The organism is Pandoraea sp. ISTKB (assembly GCF_001721285.1).
Classification (GTDB): domain Bacteria; phylum Pseudomonadota; class Gammaproteobacteria; order Burkholderiales; family Burkholderiaceae; genus Pandoraea; species Pandoraea capi.
The window spans coordinates 1-475 of the sequence record NZ_MAOS01000114.1 but is presented as its reverse complement, the minus strand read 5'-3'; the positions used below and the strand labels follow the sequence as shown (position 1 = coordinate 475).

Genomic DNA, 475 nt, shown 5'->3' with positions numbered 1-475 from the left:
CCGCCTTCGAAGCCGCCGGCGCCACGCTCGGCAGCGCTGCCGACGCGCTGGGCGCAGAACTCGTCCTCAAGGTTCGCGCCCCTTCCCCCGAAGAACTCGCCCGGATTCCGCGCGGCAGTGTCGTCGTGGGCATGCTCAACCCGTTCGATGCCGAGAACAACGCACGTATGGCGGCCGCCGGCGTGACCGCCTTCGCGCTCGAAGCCGCGCCGCGCACCACGCGTGCGCAGAGCATGGACGTGCTCTCATCCCAGGCCAACATCGCCGGTTACAAGGCCGTGATGCTCGCCGCCAACCTTTATCAGCGCTTCATGCCGATGCTCATGACGGCTGCGGGCACCGTGAAGGCTGCGCGTCTCGTTGTGCTGGGCGCAGGCGTCGCGGGCTTGCAAGCCATCGCGACGGCCAAGCGTCTGGGCGCGGTCATTGAAGCGTCGGACGTGCGTCCGGCCGTGCGCGAGCAGATCGAATCGCT

Annotated in this window: 1 pseudogene; it reads left to right on the top strand. The window is 68.6% G+C overall.

The window, feature by feature from the left end:
- Window positions 1–475: pseudogene (locus tag A9762_RS27835) on the top strand (NAD(P)(+) transhydrogenase (Re/Si-specific) subunit alpha); the annotation flags it as partial.